Here is a 5,160-nt window from a genome sequence, read left to right on the forward strand (position 1 = left end):
TTTCTTTTGCCATTTTTAATAATTTATGAATTTACACAAAAATATATATAGCATCTAGTTAAATGTAGTTTTGAATGTAAGAAATTATTTAGCTCTATTTTATAGGGATGCATTATTGCACCACATGGTTTATTTAAAATATAAAAAAAGATTTAAACTTTATAAAAAGTTTTTAAAAAATAATATCATTAATATATAAAGATAAAATAAAAAGCTTATTTTAAGAGGAATAAATATGAAAAAATCTAAATTATTTAAATCATTGGTAGCTTTGCCAAGTGTTGCTGTTTTACCATTATTACCTATAGTAAGTGCACAAAGCGAAAATAATGGTTCAATAACTGAATTTAAACAAAAAATTGTTGCTTTAAAAGACTTAACTGAAAAGCTAACAACTTCATTTACAAATATTTATTATTATTTAAAAAATAATAACTATCCTTTTCAAAAAGATGATCCTAAAAATATGAATGTTAAATCATTAGAATATTTAAACAGAATGTATGGGCAACTTGATGCTGTCTATAAACTTTTAAAAAAATTAAGTGATGCTAATTTTGATACTAAAGAACAATATTTTAAATTAGCTACAGAAAACGGGTTAGGAAATGTAACATCAGAAACTACTCTTTTTAAATTCTTAGAAAATTGAATATCAAACTATGTTATAAGAAGATATGATATTATATATGATAATTTCTACATGAATTTTCAAATAGATAAACTAGTTAAAATTACAAAAAACCCTGAAGTAGGTACTTTTTTACGTGAACATATGATGACGGATTATGAAGAAAAATCAGATGCATTTGAAAAAGCGTTTGCTGACAAGGTAGCTAATAATACATTCACAGTCACAGAAGCACAAAGTTTTGTGCTTGATTTACTTGTTTTAATGAATGAAAATGTCGGAAAATATATTCGTGAAATTAAAGAAAAATATTACAAGTCATTAACAATTAATCAAGGTAATTCACTTGATGCAAAAGTAAATGATTATTCTAATAATACAACCGATAAAATCGCTAGCGATGATATTATATTAAATAATATTTATAGCCTTTATAACACCATGAATCAAGCTGGGCAACTTAATGAAACTATGACTGTCTTAAGAGACACTATTGAAAAAGCCAAAAAAGAACTAGGAACAATTAATTATACTGAAGCTTCAAATGAACCTTCCGATCCTATAAAAGATAATTTTTCTCGTATTTTAGATGAAGCTTCAAATGTTATTAATGGTGATGGGAATTCTGATACAGAACAACAAATTAATGAACTTATTAAAAAACTTACAGCAGCTCAAGAAAAGCTCGATGGTAAAGAACAAATCCAAAAAACTATTACAAATGAAATTGATAATTATGATGGTGTTCCAGAAACATTAAAAAATAATTTTAAAGAGTTTCTTAAAGAGATATCTTCTAATTCTCAATATCTTAAAGAACTTAATGATTATCTTCGTTCGATAAAAGAAGCGAAAAAACTTTTGAAAAAAGCCGAAGAGATTAAAAAAACAGTAAATTACACTCAAGCTTCAAAAAAACCTAATAAATCAAATTTTGATTCATATTTTAATGGTTTAAGAGTTTTAACTTATGATGAAAATTATATTTCATCTGGCTGACCTGTTTGACCTATTGGTGATGTAGAGAAAGATAGTATTTTGATCAAAAATTATTTAATGTTTTTTAAGGAGTATTTTGAACCACTTAAGCAAGCTATTGAAAATTTAAACGGAAATAAAAATTTAGCTGATGCAAAAGCGGATGGTACAAATGCAATTAACCAATTAAATGATTTAGAAAAAGCACAAAAAGATGAATTTTTAAAACAAATAGATTCTTTAGAAGATATCAGCAAAATTAACGAAGTAAAAAACAATGCAGAAAAAGCTAATGAAGAAGCGATTTTAAATAAAGCTAAAGCTGAAGCGACATCATATGTTCAAGACTTATCATCCTTAACTTCAGAAGAAAAAAATACTTATATTCAACAAATTAATAAAGTTAATAATAAAGATGATTTAGAGCCTATTAAAGAAGCAGCTAGAAAAGCTAATCAAATCGCAAAAGACTTAGTTGCTAAAAAGCAAGAAGCAGCCGAAACAATTAAAGGTTTAGATTCACTAACTAACGCACAAAAAGAAGATTATGTAGCTCAAGTAAATCAAGCAACAAATATAAACCAAATAGATCCAATTGTAAATAGTGCTAAAGCTACAAGTGCATCTAACAAAGAATTAGCAGATAAAAAAGCTCAAGCTGAAGAAACTATTAATGATTTTACATACTTAAGCAATAATCTTAAAGACCAAATATTAGAAAATATTAAATTAAGTACTACTGTTGAGCAAGTTGAACAAGTTTTAAATCCAGCAGTAAAATTAAACGAAGATGCTAAAACACTTGTAAATGCAATTAATGAATTTAGCAAAAACACAAAATCATACGTTTCAGATAATAGTGATATTAGCAACCAAGAAAAACAATTGCAAGAAATTAATAATCAAATGGTTACAGATTCTAAACTTAATGTTTCATATTCAGATCAACAAGTTTTAGAACAAATTGAAAAATTATCTAACTTTAAACAAAATGTGGATGATGCTAATAACAAACTTGAATCTGCTAAAACACAACTTATCACCCTTATTAAAACAACATATCAAAATCTTAATAAAGCACAAAAAGATAAATTTGAACAAGAAATTCAAAGCAGTAATAGTTTTGAAAATATAAACATGCTTTCTTCTGAAGCAGATAAACTAAATAGTGCTATGGGAGAATTAATAACAGCTAATAATGAAAACAAAGAATTACTAAAGGATGTGAATCTTGAATTTTGTAATTCAGATGATTTAGCTTCTTTAAAAGCACATCAAGAAATAATTGATAAACTTATTGATTTAGAAAAAGGAATTATTTATAAAGATAATACTGCTGCATCAATTAACGAACTTATGACTCAAACAAACACTCTTGTTCAAAATATCATTAAGAATGTTACAGATAATGAAACAGCAAAAACTAACTTTATAAATCCAATGCAAGAAAAATTAGATAATTACAATAATTTATTAACATCTAATAAATTCTTTAATGCTCCAAATGCAATGCTTACTCATTTACGTGAATTAGTAACAAGTTTTGAAAATCAACTTAACACAATTGCTAATAACAATAAATACTTAACTCAAGAAGAAATGGATACTTTAAATAGTGCTACATCTGGAATTGATAGCTTAGTAGAAGATCTTTCACATTTCTCAGACAAAGTATTTACAAATTCTATAGGTCAAAGAATTAAAGAATTTACAAGTTGAGTTGAGACAAATATGTTACATACATCAGATCAATATCAAGAAAATGCATTAAATACTTATAATAATTCAATGAGTTATACAGAAGCTGTTGCAGCTAAACAAAATGCTGAAACCGACTACAATAACCTAATGAATAATTGAAAAGCTGTTGAAGATAAAATTGCTGATGCAATTAAAACTATGACTTACACCAATACTATTGAAAATGATATTAAACAATTAATTGGCTTAAATGATAATATTTATTCTGATTTAAATACTTTAAATAATACAACCAAAGTGTTAGCGGAATTAAATGATGCTTATCAAGCATTCTTAAAGACAAATGCTACTAAGAAATTTGCATTCTTAGATGCAAAACATAATTTAGCAAGCAAGTTAAATACCCACATAGTAGAAACAGCACGTAGTAGCGAAATGTCAGCATTAATTACAGAAGCAGATACAAAATTTGCTCAAACTTTAAATGATGCTAAACTTATATTTAAATTAGCATCTGCTCTCGAAAATAGAAATGAAGAAGCATTCCAAAAAGCTATGTCATCATTAAAAAGTAATACAAACATATCTAACTTTGCTAAATTACTAGTCCAAAACAATTACTTTAATGATGTTAAAGTAGCCGAGTCCTCATCTAATGCAGCTAAAGAATTGCACAATATCTTTAACTCTCAAGATTTCAAAGATGCTCCAAAAGTATTACAAACCTTAGCAATGATTAATGTTGCAGAAAATAAAGAAGCTTTCCCATGATGAACATGTCTTTTAATATTCGGTGCATTAATTTTCTTAGGCGGAATCCTAACATATATTTTCAAGAATAAATAATAATGTATACAAAAAGGCTGGAACACTCCAGTCTTTTTCATTTGCTATAAGTTAATTTGATAGCTCACTAAGCTTTGATATCGGGATCGGCTTTGCCAAGTCTCTTTCACTTCTCTAAAAGTGCCTCTCATTGAGCGAAATTTTCGCATTCTAAATATTCGATTTGATCTGCATTAATAGAGAGGTCAAACTTAGGAGATATCTTAGTATTTGTATAAAAGTTATATCAATCCTTAATTTTCTTAATATCATCTAGTGCATCTTGCTTATTGAGTTTGAAAGCATAAGTTTGCAGACTACGTTGACTTAGGTCGATATTTTCTGGATGATCGTAATCTCCGGCTTCAGGACGAAGAAATAAAGCAACAATTGAATAGGAATCTGCTCCTTTTAGATATGAATACAATTGAGCTTGTTTGCGATAGGAAGGATCAACCCCTTCTTTCGCTCATATATCTTTTTTCTTTTCACCAGCTGTTTTTATTTCAAGAATCATATTTTTAGCAGGTAAATATCCATCTGGAACCCCACCAATAATAGGATCTGAAGCAAAAAAATCATAATTATAAGCTGCTGCTTCATAGTTTTCGATCACTGTATTTGGCATTTTGCTACGTAAATAGTCAAAAATACGAGGCTCAAGTACTACTCCGGCATGTACATATTTTTGTGTAAGTACTGGGAGTTTTAATCTCGTAATATGACAAAAAGCACTAAACTCATTTTTAAAAGCATCTTTGATTAAAATGTCAGCAATTGAGCTACCACCCATTTTTTTATATTTATCAAATTGCCCATTTGAATGTAGTTTTTCATATAAGGCATCACTTAGGATTAAAACTTGTCTATCATAATCGATAAAGTAGTCAGTTTTGTTAAAAAATTTTCTAGGCATATTTTAATTTTAGCATTAAGGCAAAAATAAAATAGTCATAAAGACTATTTATTATATAGAATAAGCTCTATTTTGTCACCCCTTGAAATAAGATTTATTTTGTCACCCC

Annotated in this window: 2 protein-coding genes; one reads left to right on the forward strand and one right to left on the reverse strand. The window is 27.3% G+C overall.

Going from position 1 to position 5,160, the window contains the following annotated elements; genetic code table 4:
• Positions 1–235 precede the first annotated feature (235 nt).
• The gene (locus ACX1M8_RS03360) at positions 236–4,156 is read left to right on the forward strand and encodes a hypothetical protein (RefSeq protein WP_458836797.1); all 3,921 of its coding nucleotides are present in this window, start codon (positions 236–238) and stop codon (positions 4,154–4,156) included.
• Positions 4,157–4,223: 67 nt separating this feature from the next.
• Here the strand turns inward: ACX1M8_RS03360 and ACX1M8_RS03365 are convergent, their stop codons facing one another.
• Positions 4,224–5,051 carry an MAGa7180 family putative nuclease gene (locus tag ACX1M8_RS03365; RefSeq protein WP_458616726.1) on the reverse strand — a complete coding sequence of 276 codons (828 nt, stop codon included), beginning with the start codon at positions 5,049–5,051 and terminating at the stop codon, positions 4,224–4,226.
• Positions 5,052–5,160: the final 109 nt, after the last annotated feature.

This window comes from Mycoplasma tracheobuteonis (assembly GCF_054456995.1).